Genomic DNA, 19,721 nt, shown 5'->3' with positions numbered 1-19,721 from the left:
CATGATATTCGTAGGTCGCCTGGAACTGGAGCCGGGCGCTCTCGAAAAGTGAACGGAGAATGGGAAGGGAGCATCGACATCACTTGTCTCCGTCGAAATCTAACGGGCAACGCATCAGCCAGTCAGACAACGTACCGGCCGAGATGGCAGTGAGCGTGGAGTGAGCGACATGCGGAAGGTCCTTACTCAGGCCTTCCTCAATCCTGGAGAGACTTTCTTGCAGTCGTTCAGCGGGCGCAGCTTCTCCGGCAGCGCCTAGCATTTCAAGTCTTGATTCCTCAGCACTTATCGTCTGCCAGGCACGTTCCCACAGCATGGGATGCTCCGACTTGAGTGCGGCTAACGTGTTGCCACCCTTGATATGATTTTTGACGTAAGTTCTGCGTATTTTTGCTCGCTTGGATTCCGTAACCAAGGGATACGCTCGGCTCAACTTCCCATCAAGCGTAACGACCAAATCCGTAGACTCTTGGGTAGTGACCTCCTCTTCGCTGGGCTGAGCTATGAGGAGGTTAGGGCCAATTGGCAACTCCCTGAGTTTGGCTGCTTCAGCAGTAAAATCATCTTGCGATTGTACTAGAGCCTCAAAATCCGCCGACAAAAAGGAAAGCCCGAGGGCCGCAACTTCAGCGCCTTTCGCTCGCACGTGAGCTATGACAGCCTTGTCATCCAGAACGGGACAAAACAAAATCCATCGGCTGCATTTCAACCCGCAAAGAAGCTTTGCCAGGGTATCTTCGTACTCTTTGAGCTTGGGAAGGTCGCGCGTAGCCTTCTGTTTCATCGCGCTCGATGTTTTCGGCGTGTTGCCGGGGTCTTCGGGAGCGAAGCACTGATACAGGCATCCATCAAGCGTAAAAAACTCAAGGCCCGCATCACCATTGACCTTGTCTGGGACCCGTTGCACGTTGGACGCGCCATGGCGCATCTGCACCAAGATGTGCGCGTGACGCTGCCAGGCGATTCCGTCCCAAGTCCGGCGAAAGTTATGTTCCATTCATTGAACCCCCGAGGGCAACCTAGAACTCCGCTCGGGACTGCACAATCGGAAAAATTGAACTTGTTTAATTGGATGGCGTCATCCGTGTAGCGCTAGACATCGACATGGCTGACCGTTGTACTTTCGATGGTGTGACCTGACCAAGGTTCGAATTCGGGGTCGCGCTTCCCAGCCTCACAAGCAGCAGGGTGCCCGAATTGGTTTCGACCGTGGTGCTGGCATCAAATCAGGTGCACAACCATTCGCCAACTTTCCAATTCAAGACCGCTGTCACGCTGTGCGTAGTATAGATACCATCAGTGCGTGTCGAAGTCGTTGTATGGGCTGCCGCAAACAACGCTCACGTAAATTTCCAGAAGGCATTGCCGCGTTGGGTCTGTTTCCTCAACGAACCGAAATTCCATCGCCCGCATCCGTGCGAGCGCGTTGTTGAACGCTTTTAGAAAGTCTGAGTTGAGCATCAGGTTGGCTCGTGACGTTTCGTCGCTCTTATAGGTGCTCTTCAGTATCCCGGTCGCCTCTCGCGCCAGTTTGAAGGCGAACGGAGCGTTGTTGTGACCAGTGCCTGTCCGAATATGCTGGCCGTACCGACTACGGACGTTGCGGGTCCGCCCGACATAGAGGTGACGTCCGTTCTCCGAGAACATGTAGACGCCCGCGCCCTTCATCTCAGGAGGTAGGGTACCCGTGGTGACAGGGCTCATTCCTATCAAAGCTTCGAATTTTGGGTGAAGAGCTTCCGTGTAGGCGCGGAACTTTTCGTGCATGGCAACGTCCTAGGCAAGCGATGCGCACAATGCGACGCCCACAAATCAATTTCAAGAATGATGAGTTTTCGAGAGGTCGGCCACCTAAATCAAGACGCCGGGCTGGCGAATTATTGGCAGCCAGGTCGCTCACGGACAGCGATAACGGCACTCTTGACCACAGATGTGCGTCGTAGGGACAAACCTGACGGCCGCACCAGCGGCATCGACTAGTAAAGAAGCCTTTACCGATGCTACAGGCGGGAATTGAACCCTTGACCGCCACCAGACCAAGGTGACCACGGCTACAGGTTTGTTGGGCTCGATATGGTCCAGTTTCGCATCAACGCGACCCGACCTAATAAGCAGCATCACTCATGCACGCTGCAGCGTCGACGCGGAACTTTCTCGTCACTCACTGCTTGCCCCGGTCGAGCACTTGATACGCAGGATGTTAAGCGAGTTTGTCGCTTGCAATAATCGGCGAAACCTTTGGAAAAACCAGAGGACACCCAGTGGACTACCTACCACACCCAGTACGCACCATTTTCATCTCAGCAGCGGTATACGAACGCTCCGCTCAAACAAAAGCTACCATTGAGAGGAACATCCAACTGTCCGATCCGAAGCTGGCCCGTCAACGCAGCACTATGGCTGGCTGGGTGCAGAACGCTGAGATGTCGGGCGCAACCGATGAACAAATCGCGGACATGCGAGGGCGGATCAGAGCCTTGGAAATGATAGCAGTGCCCGTCCTGTACAGCGACGAGTGCTCAATCTTCGACGTATCGGCTTTGCTCCCGAAGCTACCCAAGAACGACATCTCCGACTTCAGCCTGCGCGATCTGGTGCTCCCTGGCGATGAAACCATCTACATTCATTTTGGTCGCGAAGAAGCGCTCGTCGTCGACCAGGGCCACGATCTCTATTTTGAAGGGGCTTACGTTACGCACGTTGACAATAAGATCGGTGAGGATGACGTCAGCACATTCCGAATTGCGCTTGTATTCAGCGATCCAGAATTCGGAACGCTCGCCTTCGACCGGCCAATCGGCCACACGCTTAAGCGAAACTCGGACTTCGTTCGGTTCGAGATCAAGCACACCAAGACCGTGCGACAGGGTTTCGCCAGCCTGGCACAAAACGGCTTGGCGGAAGAAAGTCAGGTTCTGACTGCACCATTGAAGGTTTATCGCACCGCCTATGATCTCCTCATCAGATCAATGATTTACTTAGGCCGAGACGGACGCGACGTGGAGCCTGGTTACTTCGACGGGGTTCCGGAAAGGCAATTGCTGAAGGCGTTGAACGGCGATGAGAACTCCGAGCACTATCTATTGGAAAGTGGCTTTCCTTCCGTGCAGTTTGTCGGGCGAAACATCGGGCCGGTTCCAGACCTCTCTGAGCCTGATTGGGGGGCTGAACCAGTTGGCTTTCGGATTTAGAGAATTTGCAGTTTCAAGCCAAGAATCCGGCCGGGGAAAGTTGTTACGGGGCATCCGCCCCCTAAGACCGGCTCCAGGGAAATTCGTTAGGGGCCGCACCAGCCAGCGATACATGATCCACCCGCCACTCGGCGAGCCAGACTCTCAAAAATCATTGAAAAAACGAAAACAAAGACCTGCAACAGGTTCGATGGTGCCCCGTGCCGGAATCGAACCAGCACTCCTCTCGGAACCTGATTTTGAGTCAGGCGCGTCTACCAATTCCGCCAACGGGGCATCGAAACAGGTGATTTGCGTCTAGCATAGCCAAAAGGCACGGCGCAAGCCGTTGCCGGAATGTTTCCGTGCTGATTTGTGAGAAAGTCACTCACGATCTTTTGCCGTACTTCAAATGTCCCTGCGGCATCAGAAACATTTACAGCGGCTTTCGACTTGCCTATCAGAGCGTCAGCCTTTCCATCCGGAGCTTTTCCATGTCCGCCACCCAATCTCCAGATCTTCGCCACAGCCTGATGGGCCACTCGCTTGCCCTGGCTATCGGCATGGCGGCCACGGTTGGCACCGCGCTTGGCTTCCAGCACCTTGGCGGATACATTCCTTGCGCGCTCTGCCTGCTGCAGCGCGAACCCTACTATTGGGCCATTCCAGTCGCGCTCGGAGCGCTTGCCACGGCTGTATTTCGCCTTCCTGCGAACGTAACGCGAGGCCTCCTGGGTATCGTCGTGATCATGATGCTGGTTGGCGCAGGCATGGGTATCTATCACTCAGGCGTCGAATGGGGCTTCTGGGCGGGACCGGCAACCTGCTCCACCACCGCCAACGGGCTAACCACCAATGCCGGAAATCTGTTGAGTGACCTGAACTCGGTTCATGGCCCCTCCTGCACGGAAGCTGCCCTGCGCGTTTTGGGTCTTTCCTTTGCAGGCTGGAATGTCATAGCCAGCATCGCGCTTGCAGCGATCGGCATCCGCGCCGTCGTGAAAAAGGCCTAATCTCGGTCAGCCGACCTTACGGCTGAAGCTCGGAATCCCAGTAGAGGTAATCCATCCAGCTTTCGTGCAGGTAGTTCGGCGGGAAAAGTCGCCCGTTGTTATGAAGATCCTGCACGGTGGGAGGATAGGGCTTCTGCGCCGGGAACATACCTGCCTGCTTGGGAAGTTTGCTTCCCTTGCGCAAGTTGCAGGGTGAGCACGCGGCCACCACATTTTCCCAGGTTGTTTCCCCGCCATGGGCTCGGGGTATCACATGATCGAAGGTCAGGTCTTCGCGCGAGCCACAGTATTGGCATTCGAATTTGTCGCGAAGGAAGACGTTGAAGCGGGTGAAGGCCGGATTTCGTGTTGGCTGAATATAGGTCTTGAGACTGACGACACTCGGTAATCGCATCGAGAAGGTGGGAGAAGAAACCGAGTGGTCGTATTCGGCTATAATATTCACACGGTCAAGGAAGACTGCCTTGATCGCGTCCTGCCAGGACCACAGCGACAAGGGGTAATAACTCAGCGGCCGGTAGTCAGCGTTCAATACGAGCGCCGGCAGGGCCTGCGGGGAGACTGCTATCGTCAACGGACGCTCCTCACCGATTCGGCTTATGTCTATTCTATATTAGGTCCGTTGTTACAGGAATGTGAAGCCCTTTTGATGTCGCAGGGTCAGATTCGCGAATCAGTTGATGGGGATAGCGTTTCGGCCCATGCACGTTGCGTAATAGGCCCAGAACAGCCGTGCCGCGACGGCGCGATAGGGTTTCCACCGCGTGGCAATGCTTTCCACCTCTGCGATAGATGGTCGCACCTCGTGGCCCAGAGCATGGCCCAGAACATGGCCAAGTGCATGACCGACGGCTGCACGCAGCGCCACGTCACCCGCCGGAAACACATCGCGCTCGCCCAGACAGAACATCAGATAGACCTCCGCCGTCCACCGCCCGATGCCCTTCAGCGCCGTCAGCATACCGATCGCCTCGGCCGCGGAAAGCCCGCTCAGGCCATCGAGGTCGAGATCTCCATTCATGATTGCCCGCGCTGCACCTTCAAGCGTTGCGGCCTTCGCGCGCGACAGGCCGAAGCTCGCCACAAGTTCAGGCGAGCAGGCAAGATAGCCGCTGGCAGAATGCGCGCCCTTGTCCTCCATACGCGCCCAGATCGCATTGGCGGCGGTTTTTGAAATCATCTGCGAAACGACGATGTAGGCCAACCCCTCGAAGCCGGGTGCATGCAGCCGAAGCGGCACCGGGCCTGCCGCGGCAATGACGGGCGCCAGAAAGGGGTCAATCTCCACGAGACGGGCAAGACCCTCGTCTATGTCGGCTTCATTTCTTATCAAATTCATCGTCAGTCTCATCGTTTTCTGTCACAAGGAAGCATGTCTGCGCCTGATCGACATTCCGTTTTTCGCTTCGCACCCAGCCCGAATGGCCTGCTGCATCTGGGCCATGCCCTCTCGGCATTGCTGAACCGTCAGATGGCGCAATCCTGCGGCGGACGCGTTTTGCTGCGTATCGAGGATATCGACCAGACCCGCTGCCGGCCTGAGCTTGAGCAAGCCATTTACGATGATCTTCGATGGATCGGCTTCGAATGGGAAGAGCCGGTACGGCGCCAGACCGAACACATAGCCTCCTACGAAGCCGCTCTGCGAAAGCTGGCGGATCGCGGCCTTATCTATCCTGCCTTCATGACGCGCGGGGAGGTCAAGGCTCGCGTTGCGGCGGCAGAAGCGCGAGGCCAAGTCTGGCCGCGAGACCCGGATGGCGCACCGCACTACCCGGCGGACGACAGAGCCCGAAGCACGTCCGAACGCGCCGATCTGATGAAGCGCCATCCCCGCTTTGCCTATCGGCTGGATATGGCGCGGGCGCTGAACGAGATCTCGGCGCCGCTTGTCTGGCAGGAAACAGGCGATGGCCAGACGGGAACCATCCCGGCCAATCCATCGCAGTGGGGGGATGTTATCCTTTCGCGTTCGGATGCGCCCTCCAGCTACCACCTTTCCGTGGTGGTAGATGATGCGGTGCAGGGCGCGACCCATGTTGTTCGAGGCCTGGACCTGTACTACGCCACATCCGTGCACCGGCTGTTGCAGGAATTGCTGGGTCTGCCGCAGCCGGTCTATCATCACCACAGGCTTGTACTTGGGGAGGATGGCCGAAAGCTTTCTAAAAGCGAGCAGGCGACCGGCCTTGCTAGCCTGCGCCAGGCGGGTTTTTCACCGGCGGATATCCGCCGTCTTGTGGGCCTCGTCGAACCGGGGCTCGTTCAAGTCTGAAGCGATGACCTTCTGATAGTCCCGGGCGTGTTTCAGCGTCGAGTAGACGCGGTACTTCATCAGGGCTGCATTCACTTCAGCACCCAGCATGAAGATGACGCCAACCATATAGAGGAAAACGAGCACGATCATCACGGAGGCGAGACCGGCATAGGTCGCCGCATAATTAGCGAATGTCGAAAGATAAGAGGCGAAGACGAAGGCGAACCCGGTCCAGCACATTAGCGTCAGCAGGATCCCGGGCAGAATGTCAATCACACGGCGACTGCCGGCCGGCAGGAATTTGTGGCATACGATGAGACCAAGGAATAGCACGATGACCGTGCCGAGAACGCCAAAATTCGAGATGGCGGCAAGCTCGTCCTGAAGCCACGGAAAGCGGGTTCCTGCAACGTGAATGGCGATTGGAATTGCGACGAGAACTATGCTGATCGCGGCAAAGATGACGACGGCCACGATCACATAGCCTAGGCTGGTCAGACGCGTCAGATACCAGGGTCGGCTTTCCGCGACCCGGTAAGCACGGTTCAGCGAAATTCGCAGTGCCTCGACGCCGTTAGAGGCAAAATAAGCCGCGGCAAGAACAGAGATCGTCAGCAACCCGCCACGCGGAATGTCGAGCACGCGTTTGATTTCAGCAGCAAGCGGCTCGGCAATATCGGAAGGCCAGGTATCGAACAGCAGATGGACAGCGGTGACCGAAAATGTATTAGCGCCCAGAAATCCGGCAAGCGCCGTGCCAAAGATCAGGAATGGAAACAGTGCAAGCAGGCCCGAGAGAGCGACATGGCTTGCCATGGCCCAGCCGTCATCGTCGTTGAAATGGCAATAGGCATCATAGAACACCTTGAAGGCAAGGCGATGCCACCGGATCTTAACCGTTTCTTCTGCCAAGTGGAACTCCGTTGTCACTCCAGGCAAAATATGGGAAACGCGAAGGAAAATGTAAGGGAGAAACCATGCCGGAGCACAAAAGCATCATCATTACCGGATGTTCTTCCGGCATTGGCGCCTTTTGCGCCCGCGCCTTGAAGCAGGAAGGTTGGCGGGTTTTCGCCACCGTCAGGAATCCTGCGCACTTGGCCGCCCTCGAAGCGGATGGTATCGAGGCGGTGATTATGGATTACACCGATCACGCTTCCATTTCTGCGATGGTTGAAGAGGTCGTTCGCCGCACCGGCGGCACCATTGATGCGCTTTTCAACAACGGCGCCTACGGCCAGCCGGGCGCCGTGGAAGACCTCACGACCGATGTGCTGCGCCTGCAGTTCGAAACCAATGTCTTTGGCTGGCATGAACTTACCCGAAGGGTCATTCCCTACATGCGAGCACAAGGGTCTGGTCGCATTGTCCAGTGCTCATCGATTCTCGGCCTCGTTCCCTTCCGTTATCGTGGAGCTTACAACGCCTCGAAGCACGCTATAGAGGGTTTGAGCGTCACATTGCGCATGGAACTGGATGGCAGCGGCATCTTCGTCAGCCTCATCGAGCCGGGACCAATCGAATCACGCTTCACCGCCAATGCGCTTGCCGCCGTTCAGGCACATATCGATGTGAAGAATTCGGCCCATGCGGAGGAATACAAGCGACAGCTCGCGCGGCTGGATGGGTCAGGCCCGGTGAACAAACACAAGCTGGGCCCGGATGCCGTGCATGAGGTGCTGCGGCATGCCTTGACCGCCCCTCGTCCAAAGCCACATTACATCGTAACGAAGCCTGCGAAGAAGGGCGTTCTGGCCAAGCGCCTGCTGCCTGCAGATCTGCTGTACCGGCTTCTTCGTAAGATGGACTGACCAAAGCAATCCAATGCAACACGGCAAAACCGGTTTTGCATCAGCAATTGACCGAAAACGAATGAGAAATACGGATCGAAGACGCGCCCCTAAACTGAAGGGCACCCTTCGTCAGCGACACCTTTCAGGGGGAAGGCTTTAAAACCATGTCGAGTTTCACCACCGTTCTGGCTCTGATCGTCATGGGCCTCGTGGTCCTTGTTCTGATCAAGGGCCTGATGAATATGGTCAAGGGTCAGGACGTAAACCGTTCGAACAAGCTCATGCAGATGCGCGTCATGCTGCAGGCTCTTGCCATCATCCTCATCATGCTGACCCTATGGCTGACCGGTGGGGGGCGCTGATCATGGTAAAGTTGAACAAGATCTACACCCGCACCGGCGACGATGGAACGACAGGACTGGTTACGGGCCCTCGGCGATTGAAGCATGACCTTCGCGTTGATGCCTATGGCACGGTCGATGAAACCAATTCGGTGATCGGCGTCGCCAGACTGCATACGGGCGCCTATGCCGATCTCGACGCCATGCTCTTTCGCATTCAGAACGATCTTTTCGATCTGGGCGCAGATCTCGCGACACCGGACACCGGAGAGAAAGTCGAGTGGGAACCGCTACGTATCGTGCAGTCGCAGGTGGATCGCATCGAGGCAGAGATCGACCAGTTGAATGCAGCGCTTGATCCGCTTACTTCCTTCGTCCTGCCCGGCGGCTCCGCTGCTGCTGCCCACCTGCATGTGGCGCGCACCGTGTCGCGCCGTGCGGAACGGTTGATGGTGGAGCTCTCGAAGGCCGACGGTGAAATTGTTAGCCCGGCTGCACTCAAATATATGAACCGGCTTTCCGACTTCCTCTTTGTCGCGGCACGGTACGTCAACGACAACGGAAAGGCCGTCATTCTTTGGGTGCCCGGCAAAAATCGCTGAGCCCCGGAAACACTGCACAGCCAGGCTCTAATGTCGCTCTTGGAATGGGAGCATGACAATTCCACATCTACGAAGAGCTGAAAACTCTTTGTGTTCGGTGCAAAAATGCGTATCCATGTCGCCCATTGACAATCAGCGGTTCGGGAGAGGCCGCATTTTCCCCATCAGTCGAATTGAGGAAGGAAGTCATGAAGATCCTGGTGCCTGTAAAGCGGGTAGTTGATTACAACGTAAAGATCCGTGTGAAGGCGGATGGTACGGGCGTCGAGCTTGCAAACGTCAAGATGTCGATGAACCCGTTCGATGAGATCTCGGTGGAGGAAGCCCTGCGGCTCAAGGAAGCCGGCAAGGCAGAAGAGATCGTTATCGTTTCCATCGGTCCAGCCAAGGCGGAAGAAACAATCCGCACGGCACTCGCCATGGGTGCCGATCGCGGCATCCTGATCGAGACGGATGAAGCCGTGGAACCGCTGGCCGTTGCCAAGCTTCTAAAGGGCGTGGTCGAAGCAGAAAATCCTGGTCTCGTCATTCTTGGAAAACAGGCCATCGATGACGATAGCAACCAGACCGGCCAGATGCTGGCAGCCCTGCTGAAATGGGGTCAGGCAACCTTTGCGTCGAAGGTCGAGATCGGTGAAGGGTCTGCGAAAGTTACGCGCGAAGTCGATGGTGGCCTCCAGACGATCGACGTGAAGCTACCCGCCATCGTCACGACGGACCTGCGCCTCAACGAGCCGCGTTATGCTTCTCTGCCAAACATCATGAAGGCCAAGAAGAAGCCGCTCGACAAGAAGTCTCCCGCCGATTTCGGCGTTGACCTCGCGCCGCGTCTCAAGGTTCTGAAAACCGAAGAGCCGGGTGGCCGCAAGGCGGGGATCAAGGTCAAGAGCGTGGCCGAACTCGTCGAAAAGCTCAAAACCGAAGCTGGCGTCCTCTAAGGATACGAAAGGGAGAAATGTAAAATGGCTATTCTTCTTCTCGCGGAACATGATGGCGCAAGCGTCTCCGATCAGACCGCAAAGGCACTGACTGCCGCTGCCAAGATCGGCGGCGATGTCCATGTGCTGGTGGCAGGCGCGGGCGCCAAGGGCGCGGCGGATGCTGCTGCGAAACTTTCCGGCGTATCGAAGGTGCTGCTCGCCGACGATGCCGCCTATGCAAACAACCTGGCGGAACCGCTCGCCGATCTCGTCGTATCGCTCTCCGGCTCCTACGATGTCATCATCGCTGCAGCGACCGCATCGGCCAAGAACGTCATGCCGCGCGTGGCCGCCCTGCTGGACGTGATGCAGATTTCGGAAATCATCGAGGTCGTCTCTGCCGACACCTACAAGCGTCCGATCTATGCCGGTAACGCTGTCCAGACCGTACAGTCCACCGACGCCAAAAAGGTGATCACCGTTCGCACGGCAGCCTTCGCTGCAACGGCCGAAGGCGGCTCAGCTTCAGTGGAAGCCATTTCGGCAGCGGGCAATCCGGGCGTCTCCTCCTTCGTGGAAGATGCTCTGTCGTCGTCCGATCGCCCTGAACTGACCTCCGCCAAGATCATCGTGTCCGGTGGCCGCGCGCTTGGTTCGTCCGAGAAGTTCCAGGAAGTCATCCTGCCGCTCGCAGACAAGCTGGGTGCAGCCGTTGGCGCATCGCGCGCCGCGGTCGACGCTGGCTATGCCCCGAACGACTGGCAGGTTGGCCAGACCGGCAAGGTAGTTGCACCCGACCTCTACATCGCCTGCGGCATTTCCGGTGCCATCCAGCACCTTGCAGGCATGAAGGATTCGAAGGTCATCGTCGCCATCAACAAGGACGAGGAAGCCCCGATCTTCCAGGTAGCTGACTACGGCCTCGTGGGCGATCTGTTCGAACTTCTGCCGGAACTGCAAAAGTCACTCTGATCCAAAATCAATTGAGACAAAAATGCCGCGTCAATGACGCGGCATTTTTTATGCAGTCCTGCAGCTTTGAAAGGTTATGGCTCGCCAGTCTGCTGACGCAGTTCCGCAACGCGCTTGGCGGCAGTCGGCGGCAGCGGCAAATTGGGGTTGCGCTCCACGGCATGTAGCAGCACCTCATCGCTGGCCTTTTCAAGCACTTCGATCAGATGTTCGAAAAAGGCATCCGGGTCCATGCCGGGCTGAATGGCAGGAAGAATACGAACTTTGAAATGGCCGGGATAGCGCATGGTGCTGCGGCGAGGCCAGAAAAGGCCCGGCTGCATGGCAATCGGCACGACCGGCACCTGTACATCGCGGTAAATCCGCGCGATGCCATAGCGATAGGCGGGCTCGGCACCCGGTGGACGGCGCGTTCCTTCGGGATAGATGATCAACTGGCGGCCTTTGTTCATTTCAAGCTTGGTACGTCGCATCACATCGACCATGACCTTGCCGCGCGCACCGCGATTGACCGCAATCATCCGCTGCTTCTTGAGATACCAGCCGAACAGCGGAATCCAGGTCAGTTCTCTTTTCAGGATGTAGACCGGGTCGCTCATCCACGGCAGCAGGGCATAGGTATCCCAGAAGCTTTGATGCTTTGGCGCGAAAATGCAGCCTGTCTCTGGGATGTTTTCAAGCCCCTCGATCTCGAAGGTCGTCCCGACGATCTTTTCCATCAGCCAGTTATTGGAACGTGCCCAGGCTTTTGGGATCGCATAGGCCTTTTTGCGCGGCAGCATAAAATACACCGGCGTCAGCACAATCATGCGGACAATCAGGTTTGCATAGAACAAGACATTGAAGAGTTGCGAACGCAGAGCAAGCATCAGGCGCTTCCGAATGGCAGAATGGCCCGTCCCTACACCATGAGCCGCCGAAGCGAAAGCAGATCCCATCAACCGCAAGGGATAATCAGAATACTCAACGCCGCGGCTGCGTGCTCTCGGTCTCGATTTGCTGCTCGGACCGCAACCCGTCGCTCTGGCTGTAGCCAATCACGGCCCGCATGCTGGCCGCTGCCATCTTGCCATATTCGGCCAGCATCAGGCGCAGGGCGTCCGGTTCCGTAAACCAGGCCTTTCGCGAGAGATCGGCATTGATGACCGGATAGGGAATGAATTCCGTTCGATGGTCGCGCCGTCGCAGTTCCAGCAAGGTTCGGGGCATGTGATAGTTGTTCGTTACGACCAGGACGGACCGATAATCATGGTCGCTGATCCAGCGGGTGATCTCGTTGGCATTACCGATGGTATCGAGTGCTTCGTAGCCGATATCCACGCAGCACCTGAACAGATCGGGCGAGGCCTGTGTCGCGCGACGGATTGATCCGGGAGAAGCTGCAGGATGCGCACCCGAGATCAACAATCTTTGCCCCGCCTTGTCCCGGAGCAGACCGACCGCCTGGTCAACCCGCTGATATCCTCCGGTCAGCACCACGATGGCATCTGCTTTCACGCCATCCGGCGCCTTCAGCGAGGTGACCGTATCAGCAAACCACAGGAATCCACCGAAGAGCAGCGCAATCACCAGAAGCAGAAAAATGCCGATATAGCGCAGCATACGCCGCAAGGGCCCATGTCGACGAAACCATCCGCGCTGCCCCGGTTGCGTTAACATCTGTGGAATCCCGGTACTCTGCTTTGCTTCGTCACCTCTCATTTTCCGTAGATAGCCCGAGTTGATTGAGGAAAACAGAGGTAATCATCTCTCACGATGACGGTATGCCATCGGAACGACCCGGGTCGGACCGGATCAGGTCAATTTCGTCGATCGTCCGCATCACCGTAAAGCGCGCCGTCAGCGTGGTCAAAAGCGCAATCACGATCATGGTTGCGACAATTCCCAGATATCCGAAAAAATCGATCGTAAAGGTTCCAAACAGGGCTGTTGCCTGATCGCTCTGCGGCGTAGCCAGCGAATTGCTCTGCCAAAGGCTGGCTGACGCAAACAGAAGCGCAGCAAGCGCCCCACCGGCAGCCGATCCCTTCAGGCTGATTTTCAGGAAATGCTTCTGGAATTCGCTGGCCACGAAGCCGCTCTCGGCGCCCACGAAATGCAGAACCTCCACGATATGGCGGTTGCCGGAAAGGGCTCCGCGCGTGGCAAAGATGACAGTCAGGATCATGGCCGTGAAAACCAGAATCAGAATGCTCATTCCGATCAGGACCGTCGTATGCGCCATGGAAACGAGCCGGTCCACCCAGGTGCGGTGATCGTCGAGAAAGGCCTGCGGCACCTCCGCCTTGAGCAGATCACGCATTCCAGCGAAGTCCGGCGGGTTTGCCTCGTCGATGGTGATGATGACGAGGCGTGGGACCGGCAGTTCCTTCAGGTCAAGCCCTGCGCCCAACCACGGCTCCAGCAGACGCGCGGTCGCCGCATCATCCATGATGGTGCCCTGCTTGGTGCCGACAAAGGTCAGTGCAAGATCCCGCGCCTTCTTGAGCGCCGCATCCATATCCAGCCCGTCCTGCGGCTTGATCTGGATGGTGATTTCACGCGAAATCTGGCTCTCCCAGCTCGAAGCGGTGGCTCGAACCATGCTGACCCCGCCGAACGTGAGGCAGGCGAGAAATGACATGATGGCAATGACGACCATCAGCGCATTGCCCTGAATATTCGACGGCGGTAATATCGGGCCGGTTGGACGAACACGCATCTCCGTTCTGCGCCCGCCGGAGCTCGAACTATGAGGCGTGGCCGTTTTCTTTTCCGGTTTTGAACCGGATTTCTTCAGCGCGTTTTTCAGGCGGTTCAGGTCATTCATAGATGTCAAGCCGCCCTTCGGTCAGAATCATGCGTCGCGCATCCACCTGATCCATCAGCCCCAGATCATGGGTGGCGATGACCACGGCCGTGCCCAGCCGGTTCAGTTCCAGAAACAGATTCAGCAGACGCCGTGCCATGGGTGGATCCACGTTGCCGGTTGGCTCGTCGGCAAGAAGGATCTCCGGTCGATCCATCAACGCCCTGGCAATGGCCGCGCGCTGCTTCTCTCCGCCTGAGAGAACCGGAGGTAACACGTTTATGCGCTCACCCAGCCCCACCCATTTCAGAAGCTCTATGACATCTGTCCGATAGCTTGCCTCATCCTTGCCCCGGACACGAAGAGGCAGAGCAACGTTTTCATAGGTCGTCAGGTGATCCAGAAGGCGGAAATCCTGGAAGACAATACCAACCCGCCGGCGCAACATGGGCAATTCAGCGCGTGGTATCTGCGAGAGATCCCGGTCGAACATGCGAATCAGTCCGCGTGTCGGCTGTAGCGACATGAACAGAAGCCGGAGCAGCGTCGTCTTGCCTGCCCCGGATGGTCCCGTGAGAAACTGAAACGATCGCCGCGGGATATCGAAGGTCAGATCCCGCAGGATTTCGGGTCCCATGCCATAGCGCAGGCCGACATTTTCGAAATGAATCAATGCGACATCCAGTGTGAGGGCGTTCGTGTTCGGGTGACGATGACTCGACCGTTCGTAAACGGCAAGGGTTGACGGATCCTTTCTCGCCGATGGCAAAGCCTGCCGTCGCCTGATCCGTTTGCAAAGCATTAACCATATGATTTTACGACTGTCAGGAAGAGGTTTCAATGCCTACGGTTCACGAAGCCGTGGATCGAGAGCACGGAGAAAGCTATGGATGCATTCCGCTCACGGCGTGCGAAGTCCGAAAACAGCTACGATATCCTGCCTCCCGATTCGCTCGGATCAAAGTCAGTCCGTCGTGCCTTGAGCCGCGGAATCGTGGAAGATGCCGAGTTTGTAACTGTACGCGACAGCGCCACACAAACATCGCGGGAGCAGGAAACCCGTCGCACCCCCACCGGCTTTCACAATGACAACGCAACCAGACCGAAGACCGCCCGTCCAAAGCCCGCCAGACGCCCTGATATTGCTGCTCGAAACCAGTCAGCGCTTTCCCCAAAGGCAAGCCTGATCGAGCGGATCGAGCAGAAACTGATGCGAATGTCAGCGGACTTTTTTTCCGCCGTTGTCGCCTTCATTTTCGTCATGGTCTTCGGCTTTTCCGGCGGCTTCTCGCTGATTTCGGCAGACACTCCCAAGGCAGCACAAGGCCTGGACATCACGAATGTCTCGCTCGCCAATCACGATAGCGGCGGCATGCAGATCCTGCAGATTTACGGCATCATTGAAAATCGCGGAATGGTGAGCCGGAAGGTACAGCCCATGCGGGCCGACCTGATGGTGGGAGACAAGGTGGTCTTTACCACGGTCATCCAGCCTCCGGCCCCAGAAATTGGCCAGCACCAAAGCCGCGGCTTCACGGCCCGGATCCCCCATCCTGGTGGAAAAAACCCGCAATTGAAGCTTTCATTCATAGAACCGGGTGCCATAGACTCCTGATTGTGCTATCCGGTGCCTTGAACGGAGCAGGAAAGGCGCAAGATGGCGCCGCCCCACCTGCTCCGATTTTCGTTTTGGAGATGCACGCCCCTTCACAGCGAGCAGATCCTCAAGAACCGCACCGGAAGTCCAAGGAGACGCTGATGCCTGTCGTTCGTGGCAAGACTATCGAGCCGCTGTTCACCGCCGAAATGATTGCCGAGCGCAACCGCAGCATGGCAAAGCAGATTGCCGAAGGCCCAACAAAAGACCTGCTGGTGATTGCCGTTCTGAAGGGCTCGTTCATCTTTGCGGCCGATCTGCTGCGCGCGCTGCATGATACCGGTCTTGCGCCGGAAGTCGAGTTCATCACCCTCTCCAGCTATGGCGCGGGCACCGTGTCGCAAGGCGTTCGGATCGTCAAGGATATCGATTCCGACGTGAAGGACCGCGACGTTCTGCTGATCGACGATATTCTGGAGTCCGGTCGCACCCTGAAGTTTGCGAAGGAACTGCTCTATGAACGCGGCGCGCGTCACGTCACAATCGCCGTGCTTCTCGACAAGAGTGTGAAGCGCAAGGAAAAGCTGGAAGCGGATTATGTGGGCTTCGAATGCCCGGATTACTTCGTTGTCGGCTACGGCATGGATGTCGCCTACGCCTTCCGCGAACTGCCATTCGTCGGCGTCGTCAAGGGCGATACAGAATAGAACAGAGGCTCGGAAAGACACGGGGCGTTAACCATCAACACCCCGTGCCGGCAAATCTTTACTCCTCGAAAAGGAAAAACAGGTCATCTGGGTCCCGAATTGATGCACGGAGTAACCCAAGCCATGGCCAAGATCCTGATCACCGAAGACGAAGATTCGCTGCGCTCCTTCGTTGCTCGCGCGCTCCGTCTCGACGGCCATGAGACCTATGAAGCTGCCGATGGTGCAGAGGGGCTGGAACGTCTGAATGAGGACAGTTTCGATCTGCTCCTGTCGGATATTCGCATGCCGGTCATGGATGGCATCGAACTGGCACACCGTGCCGCAGATCAGTTTCCGCAACTGAAAATCCTGCTGATGACCGGTTATGCCGAACAACGTGAACGCGCCGACGACCTGATGGCAAAGATCATCGATGTCGTTGACAAGCCCTTTGCGCTTCCCGATATCCGCCGCGCCGTAGCGCAGGCCTTGGCAACAGCATCCCGCGCCGCTTGATAAAGACGGATTAGCTTGAATGGCAGGAAGCCGCTGCCCGTCCGCGGCTCTTTTAGCATGTCGCGCAAAAGTGTGCAGCGGTTTTGCGATGACAACATGCGACAAACCAAAGAGATAAAAGCGTCAGGAGCGAATCTGAAAGATCGCGACCCGCTTTAATCACCGCGTCTCCAGCAAACGCTCTAGATAGCGGCGTTCCATATCGTTGAACATCGGATTGCCGATCGTGCCCTGAAGCGTATCGTTCAGCTTTTCGCGAATGGCATCGAGAATGCGCCGCGCCTGCTGCGCATCGATTTCATCCGGCACCCGCAGACGCGTATCCGGCAAGCCATCCGTACCGCCCGTCTCGCGACCGAGTGGATCACGACCCTGCTGGTTGCCCTGGCCAGCCTGTCCCGGACCTTGGCCCTGCCCCTGGCCCTCGCCGGGCTGCTGTCCGCGCATGGCCTGCATCATCTGGTTCATCATGTTCTGGGCGCCCTGCCGCAAGGCGTTCAGCGCATTGCCCTGGCCTTCTACGGCCTGATCACCCTCGGCATTGCCAAGCGCCTTGCCGGCATTGCCCATTTCTTTCTGGGCCTGACCAAAGTTCTGGCCGGGATCCATGCCGAGTTCCTTCAGGCCCTTTTGCAACTGATCCAGCTTCTGGCCGAGCCCCTCCTGCTGCGCCCGCAACTGCTTCAACGCCTCGCGCAACTGCTGCTCGGTCATTTGCTCCGGTTGCTGCTGCCCATTCTGGCCCTGTTGGCCCTGCTGCTGGCCTTGTTGTTGACCTTGCTGGTTCTGGCCCTGCTGGTTTTGACCCTGCTGATTCTGCCCTTGATTATAGGGCTGGTCCGGGTTGCCGCGCTGCATGCGATCCCGCAGGGCCTCATTCAGGCGGTGCGTCTGGTCCATCAGCCGCTGCTGCTCCTGCATGATCTCGCCGAGACGGTCGATCTGCTCACGCATCGGATTGCTTTGCTGCTGTTGACCCTGCTGCGGGCGCTGCATCCGCCCAGCCTGCAGATTGTTCATCATCCGCTGCAATTCGGAAAGCATCTGCTGCGCGGCGTCGCGGTTGCCGGAACGGGCGAGATTTTCGATCTGGTCCATCATCCGTTGCAAATCGCGCTGGCGGATCGTGTTCTGCGCCTGCATGTTCTGCTGCGACTGCGGCATGTTCTGCATGCGCTGGGCAAGCTCGTTCATGAAATTCTGCATGGCCTGACGCAGTTCCTGCATCAGCTTTGCGATTTCCTGTTCCGAAGCATTGTTCTGCAATGCGTCCTGAAGCGCCTGCTGCGCATCGCGCAACCTGCGTTCCGCCTGCGAGAGATCGCCATCCTCGATACCAAGCGCGATTTCCCACAGATAGGCTGCGGTATCCTTCAACTGCTCTTCCGTTCGGGCAAGCTTCATGCGCTCGCGGGCTGAACGAATGAGCAGATAGTGGCTTAGGTTCGGTATCGTTTCGTCCGGACGCAGCGAAAGCGCCTGGTTGAGCGCCAATGCGCGCGGCATCTGTCGCGTATCGAGCGCGAAGACTTGCCTTTGCTCTGCCACCGCTGCGGCGAGAGGCTCCACAAAGCGCTTGCCGGGCATGATCATTTCCACGGACGCACTGCGCCCTTCCTGCCCTGCGCCGTCCGTTGCAACGAGCGTGATGCGAACCCGCTTGCCTGCGAGCGGATGTTCCGTCAGGTCCCGGCTCGTGGTGCTGCGGATCTCCGGCTCCTTGCCGCGCCGGGGCAGCGTCAGCCGGAATTCTGGTACAGGAAACAATGGCTTCGCGCCTTCTGCGGGCCGTTCGACCGGTTCAATCTTGGCCTCGGCCTTGACGATCCCGTAATCATCTTTCGCCACGGCCATCACCTCCAGCGCACCGTTGACGGCGCGCCTCGGCGGCTTGTCGAAGGCGATTTCCGGCACCTTGTCCGGAATGACGTCAAACAGCCACTGCTGACCGTTGACAGAGAGATCGCCGCTTTCATTGATCTTCATGGCATATGTGCGTGGCGCATTCACAGGGCTGGCGGGCGCGGGGGTCGCCTGTGCTGTCGACTGCGGTTGCGAACCGGGTGCAGTCTGGCCCGGCCTTGCCTGCTCATCCTGCAAGGGAACCGGACGCTGCGCGCCACCTTCCACGGGCAGGAAATTGACCGACTCGGCACCTTCGCCACCGGTTACTCGAACGGTCAGCTGCGAAAATTGCGGCACCATGATCTTGTCCAGCGTCGGCGATTGGTTGCCCGTCAGGAAGATCGGGGCGCGACCGGTATAGGACGGCGGCGTCAGCCACGCATCGATGCGCAGATCCGGATCCGTCTTGGCGGGCGGAGCAGACGGACTGACGATGTCTGCAACAGAACCGCCGCCATTCGAATAGGAATAGGCAAAGGCCACGAAAACCAGAAGCGCCGGAATGGCGCGCAGCGCATAGCGGTCATGGCTTGCGATATCCGGCTGCGGCAGTCCGGCATCCAGATCCGCAATCCTTTGCGCCATGCGGATCTGGTGTTCTTTCCAGAGCGCCCGGGCAAAGGGAGAATCAAAGGCCGGTTCATCTTCCTGCACGCCCACGGGCTGGTGCGGCAGATGATTGCGCTTTTCCAGCAGCCGGTCAGCATCCGCAGCGGCAGGCCAGCGAAGGCGCGAGAGCGGCAGAAGAGATGTCAGGAAGGCAAAAATGAAGATGAAGAAGACGGCCCAGCGTGCAATGTCTGGCATAAGCCGGAACAGGCCAAACCACGCAACAGACAGCGCCAGAGCCAGAATGGAAAGCGGCGCGAGAAGCTTTGGCGCCAGCCGTTCGAGGAAGAGAACGAGCCGCGCAAAGAAGCGCTTGGTTGCGACTCGGCGCGCCAAGGCCGGATGCGTTTCAAAGGCGCCCTTGCGGGAAAGGCTCATGCGGTCCGTCTCCTGAAGCTGGCGGCGTCAACCGGCGATTAGCGACGCAACCAGAGCGCCGCCGCTTGGCCAGAAGATACCAGCCTTTGTGGCGAAGACGAGGGGAAGCGCCAAACTTGATGCCGCTTTCCCGCCATTTCTCTGAAATGTGAACGGTCGGACAGAAAAAAC

21 protein-coding genes and 1 tRNA gene are annotated in these 19,721 nt (G+C 57.7%); 11 read left to right on the top strand and 11 right to left on the bottom strand.

The features are described from left to right. Positions 1–79: 79 nt before the first annotated feature. Complete coding sequence (locus MUU53_RS02435) at positions 80–997, bottom strand: hypothetical protein (RefSeq protein WP_247259428.1); 918 nt, start codon at positions 995–997, stop codon at positions 80–82. Between the two features lie 299 nt (positions 998–1,296). Next, positions 1,297–1,767, bottom strand: coding sequence for a GIY-YIG nuclease family protein (locus MUU53_RS02430; protein WP_247259427.1), 471 nt, complete (start codon positions 1,765–1,767; stop codon positions 1,297–1,299). A gap of 443 nt (positions 1,768–2,210) precedes the next feature. Here MUU53_RS02430 and MUU53_RS02425 point away from each other — a divergent pair, with 443 nt between their 5' ends. Next, positions 2,211–3,191: a hypothetical protein gene (locus MUU53_RS02425; RefSeq protein WP_247259426.1), complete on the top strand. Its 981-nt coding sequence runs from the start codon at positions 2,211–2,213 to the stop codon at positions 3,189–3,191. A gap of 191 nt (positions 3,192–3,382) precedes the next feature. On the opposite strand, the gene MUU53_RS02420 is transcribed toward MUU53_RS02425, so the two are convergent. Further along, positions 3,383–3,467, bottom strand: a tRNA-Leu gene (locus MUU53_RS02420). Positions 3,468–3,664: 197 nt separating this feature from the next. Between MUU53_RS02420 and MUU53_RS02415 the strand changes: the two genes are divergently transcribed. After that, a complete protein-coding gene (locus MUU53_RS02415) occupies positions 3,665–4,183 on the top strand; it encodes a disulfide bond formation protein B (RefSeq protein ID WP_247259425.1) in 519 nt (172 codons plus the stop codon). 16 nt (positions 4,184–4,199) lie between these two features. Here MUU53_RS02415 and MUU53_RS02410 read toward each other — a convergent pair whose 3' ends face one another. Continuing rightward, a complete protein-coding gene (locus MUU53_RS02410; RefSeq protein WP_062556015.1) occupies positions 4,200–4,757 on the bottom strand; it encodes an HNH endonuclease in 558 nt (185 codons plus the stop codon). Between the two features lie 99 nt (positions 4,758–4,856). Continuing rightward, positions 4,857–5,522, bottom strand: a complete 666-nt coding sequence (locus MUU53_RS02405; RefSeq protein ID WP_247259424.1) for a DNA-3-methyladenine glycosylase family protein — start codon at positions 5,520–5,522, stop codon at positions 4,857–4,859. 33 nt (positions 5,523–5,555) lie between these two features. On the opposite strand from MUU53_RS02405, the gene gluQRS reads away from it, so the two are divergent. After that, a complete protein-coding gene (gene gluQRS / locus MUU53_RS02400) occupies positions 5,556–6,458 on the top strand; it encodes a tRNA glutamyl-Q(34) synthetase GluQRS (protein ID WP_247259423.1) in 903 nt (300 codons plus the stop codon). On the opposite strand, the gene MUU53_RS02395 is transcribed toward gluQRS, so the two are convergent. Beyond that, entirely contained in the window at positions 6,399–7,352 is a 954-nt protein-coding gene (locus MUU53_RS02395; RefSeq protein ID WP_247259422.1) for a YihY/virulence factor BrkB family protein, read from the bottom strand. The two genes, gluQRS and MUU53_RS02395, sit on opposite strands and share 60 nt — an antisense overlap. A gap of 65 nt (positions 7,353–7,417) precedes the next feature. On the opposite strand from MUU53_RS02395, the gene MUU53_RS02390 reads away from it, so the two are divergent. The 5 genes from MUU53_RS02390 (at position 7,418) to MUU53_RS02370 (ending at position 11,068) form a co-directional block, all read left to right on the top strand. After that, positions 7,418–8,251, top strand: a complete 834-nt coding sequence (locus MUU53_RS02390) for an SDR family oxidoreductase (protein ID WP_247259421.1) — start codon at positions 7,418–7,420, stop codon at positions 8,249–8,251. Between the two features lie 146 nt (positions 8,252–8,397). Further along, on the top strand, positions 8,398–8,595 hold the full coding sequence (locus MUU53_RS02385) for a twin transmembrane helix small protein (protein ID WP_137133715.1): 198 nt from the start codon (positions 8,398–8,400) through the stop codon (positions 8,593–8,595). A 2-nt stretch (positions 8,596–8,597) separates the two neighbouring features. Next, entirely contained in the window at positions 8,598–9,176 is a 579-nt protein-coding gene (locus tag MUU53_RS02380) for a cob(I)yrinic acid a,c-diamide adenosyltransferase (RefSeq protein WP_247259420.1), read from the top strand. A 188-nt stretch (positions 9,177–9,364) separates the two neighbouring features. After that, on the top strand, positions 9,365–10,114 hold the full coding sequence (locus MUU53_RS02375; protein WP_062556021.1) for an electron transfer flavoprotein subunit beta/FixA family protein: 750 nt from the start codon (positions 9,365–9,367) through the stop codon (positions 10,112–10,114). 24 nt (positions 10,115–10,138) lie between these two features. After that, the gene (locus MUU53_RS02370) at positions 10,139–11,068 is read left to right on the top strand and encodes an electron transfer flavoprotein subunit alpha/FixB family protein (protein ID WP_247259419.1); all 930 of its coding nucleotides are present in this window, start codon (positions 10,139–10,141) and stop codon (positions 11,066–11,068) included. 74 nt (positions 11,069–11,142) lie between these two features. On the opposite strand, the gene MUU53_RS02365 is transcribed toward MUU53_RS02370, so the two are convergent. From MUU53_RS02365 to ftsE, 4 genes are all read right to left on the bottom strand, one after another. Then, positions 11,143–11,937, bottom strand: coding sequence for a lysophospholipid acyltransferase family protein (locus MUU53_RS02365; RefSeq protein WP_247259418.1), 795 nt, complete (start codon positions 11,935–11,937; stop codon positions 11,143–11,145). 94 nt (positions 11,938–12,031) lie between these two features. Continuing rightward, positions 12,032–12,727, bottom strand: coding sequence for a YdcF family protein (locus MUU53_RS02360; protein ID WP_247259417.1), 696 nt, complete (start codon positions 12,725–12,727; stop codon positions 12,032–12,034). A 91-nt stretch (positions 12,728–12,818) separates the two neighbouring features. Continuing rightward, complete coding sequence (locus MUU53_RS02355; protein ID WP_156379304.1) at positions 12,819–13,769, bottom strand: cell division protein FtsX; 951 nt, start codon at positions 13,767–13,769, stop codon at positions 12,819–12,821. A gap of 100 nt (positions 13,770–13,869) precedes the next feature. Next, a complete protein-coding gene (gene ftsE, locus MUU53_RS02350) occupies positions 13,870–14,529 on the bottom strand; it encodes a cell division ATP-binding protein FtsE (protein WP_062556281.1) in 660 nt (219 codons plus the stop codon). Positions 14,530–14,742: 213 nt separating this feature from the next. On the opposite strand from ftsE, the gene MUU53_RS02345 reads away from it, so the two are divergent. The 3 genes from MUU53_RS02345 (at position 14,743) to MUU53_RS02335 (ending at position 16,658) form a co-directional block, all read left to right on the top strand. Continuing rightward, positions 14,743–15,471 (top strand): hypothetical protein, encoded by a 729-nt coding sequence (locus tag MUU53_RS02345; protein WP_247259416.1) that lies wholly within the window; start codon positions 14,743–14,745, stop codon positions 15,469–15,471. A gap of 143 nt (positions 15,472–15,614) precedes the next feature. Next, a complete protein-coding gene (gene hpt, locus MUU53_RS02340) occupies positions 15,615–16,160 on the top strand; it encodes a hypoxanthine phosphoribosyltransferase (RefSeq protein WP_247259415.1) in 546 nt (181 codons plus the stop codon). A 123-nt stretch (positions 16,161–16,283) separates the two neighbouring features. After that, positions 16,284–16,658, top strand: a complete 375-nt coding sequence (locus MUU53_RS02335) for a response regulator (RefSeq protein ID WP_062556026.1) — start codon at positions 16,284–16,286, stop codon at positions 16,656–16,658. A 159-nt stretch (positions 16,659–16,817) separates the two neighbouring features. Here MUU53_RS02335 and MUU53_RS02330 read toward each other — a convergent pair whose 3' ends face one another. Continuing rightward, positions 16,818–19,550, bottom strand: a complete 2,733-nt coding sequence (locus MUU53_RS02330; RefSeq protein WP_247259414.1) for a TIGR02302 family protein — start codon at positions 19,548–19,550, stop codon at positions 16,818–16,820. Positions 19,551–19,721 lie beyond the last annotated feature (171 nt).

It is taken from the genome of Affinirhizobium lemnae, from assembly GCF_022968395.1.
Taxonomy (GTDB): domain Bacteria; phylum Pseudomonadota; class Alphaproteobacteria; order Rhizobiales; family Rhizobiaceae; genus Neorhizobium; species Neorhizobium lemnae.
Note: the sequence above shows the minus strand (reverse complement) of the source record. Positions and strands in the feature narration are given on the sequence as shown.

Coding starts and splice junctions, on each gene's coding strand:
- MUU53_RS02435 (WP_247259428.1), bottom strand. CDS start 997: ATGGAACATAACTTTCGCCGGACTTGGGACGGAATCGCCTGGCAGCGT.
- MUU53_RS02430 (WP_247259427.1), bottom strand. CDS start 1,767: ATGCACGAAAAGTTCCGCGCCTACACGGAAGCTCTTCACCCAAAATTC.
- MUU53_RS02415 (WP_247259425.1), top strand. CDS start 3,665: ATGTCCGCCACCCAATCTCCAGATCTTCGCCACAGCCTGATGGGCCAC.
- MUU53_RS02405 (WP_247259424.1), bottom strand. CDS start 5,522: ATGAATTTGATAAGAAATGAAGCCGACATAGACGAGGGTCTTGCCCGT.
- gluQRS (WP_247259423.1), top strand. CDS start 5,556: ATGTCTGCGCCTGATCGACATTCCGTTTTTCGCTTCGCACCCAGCCCG.
- MUU53_RS02390 (WP_247259421.1), top strand. CDS start 7,418: ATGCCGGAGCACAAAAGCATCATCATTACCGGATGTTCTTCCGGCATT.
- MUU53_RS02385 (WP_137133715.1), top strand. CDS start 8,398: ATGTCGAGTTTCACCACCGTTCTGGCTCTGATCGTCATGGGCCTCGTG.
- MUU53_RS02380 (WP_247259420.1), top strand. CDS start 8,598: ATGGTAAAGTTGAACAAGATCTACACCCGCACCGGCGACGATGGAACG.
- MUU53_RS02375 (WP_062556021.1), top strand. CDS start 9,365: ATGAAGATCCTGGTGCCTGTAAAGCGGGTAGTTGATTACAACGTAAAG.
- MUU53_RS02370 (WP_247259419.1), top strand. CDS start 10,139: ATGGCTATTCTTCTTCTCGCGGAACATGATGGCGCAAGCGTCTCCGAT.
- MUU53_RS02365 (WP_247259418.1), bottom strand. CDS start 11,937: ATGCTTGCTCTGCGTTCGCAACTCTTCAATGTCTTGTTCTATGCAAAC.
- MUU53_RS02360 (WP_247259417.1), bottom strand. CDS start 12,727: ATGTTAACGCAACCGGGGCAGCGCGGATGGTTTCGTCGACATGGGCCC.
- MUU53_RS02355 (WP_156379304.1), bottom strand. CDS start 13,769: ATGCGTGTTCGTCCAACCGGCCCGATATTACCGCCGTCGAATATTCAG.
- MUU53_RS02345 (WP_247259416.1), top strand. CDS start 14,743: ATGGATGCATTCCGCTCACGGCGTGCGAAGTCCGAAAACAGCTACGAT.
- hpt (WP_247259415.1), top strand. CDS start 15,615: ATGCCTGTCGTTCGTGGCAAGACTATCGAGCCGCTGTTCACCGCCGAA.
- MUU53_RS02335 (WP_062556026.1), top strand. CDS start 16,284: ATGGCCAAGATCCTGATCACCGAAGACGAAGATTCGCTGCGCTCCTTC.
- MUU53_RS02330 (WP_247259414.1), bottom strand. CDS start 19,550: ATGAGCCTTTCCCGCAAGGGCGCCTTTGAAACGCATCCGGCCTTGGCG.